Origin of the sequence: Streptomyces sp. WM6386, from assembly GCF_000972385.1 — a bacterium.
In the GTDB taxonomy this organism is placed as follows: Bacteria; Actinomycetota; Actinomycetes; order Streptomycetales; family Streptomycetaceae; genus Streptomyces.
Genome location: NZ_JXTE01000825.1, coordinates 1 through 302, shown reverse-complemented (window position 1 = coordinate 302; position 302 = coordinate 1). Strand labels below are relative to the sequence as shown.

The 302-nt window shown below is 61.9% G+C and carries 2 pseudogenes; one reads left to right on the top strand and one right to left on the bottom strand.

Features of this window, described 5'->3' with window-relative positions:
* Positions 1–131 (bottom strand): annotated as a pseudogene (locus TN53_RS46680) (PucR family transcriptional regulator); the annotation flags it as partial.
* Here TN53_RS46680 and TN53_RS49060 point away from each other — a divergent pair.
* Positions 119–302: pseudogene (locus tag TN53_RS49060) on the top strand (ferredoxin reductase); the annotation flags it as partial. The pseudogenes TN53_RS46680 and TN53_RS49060 sit on opposite strands and share 13 nt — an antisense overlap.

Sequence of the window (302 nt, the reverse complement as noted above, 5' to 3'; positions counted from 1 at the left end):
GCGTAGGGAGGGACCTCGTCGATGATCGCCTGGACGATTTCGTCGGCGGTGGTCCTCAGCGCGGCCCGCAGTACGGTGACCGTCGTCTCATCCAGGGCCAGTTCGCTGGCCCTCTGGACTGCATGACTCATTTTTTGTTCCCTGCGAACAATTCAGCCGACCAGATTTACGTCCTGCGGACAGGACTTTACGCCCTGGAGCGCAGCAAGCTGGAGTCATGACGAGTACAGCCCTCCGCAGCAGGGCGTGGAAACTGCTCGAGATGGTCACGACGCCGCTGCTGCCGTCGGACTACCTCGACC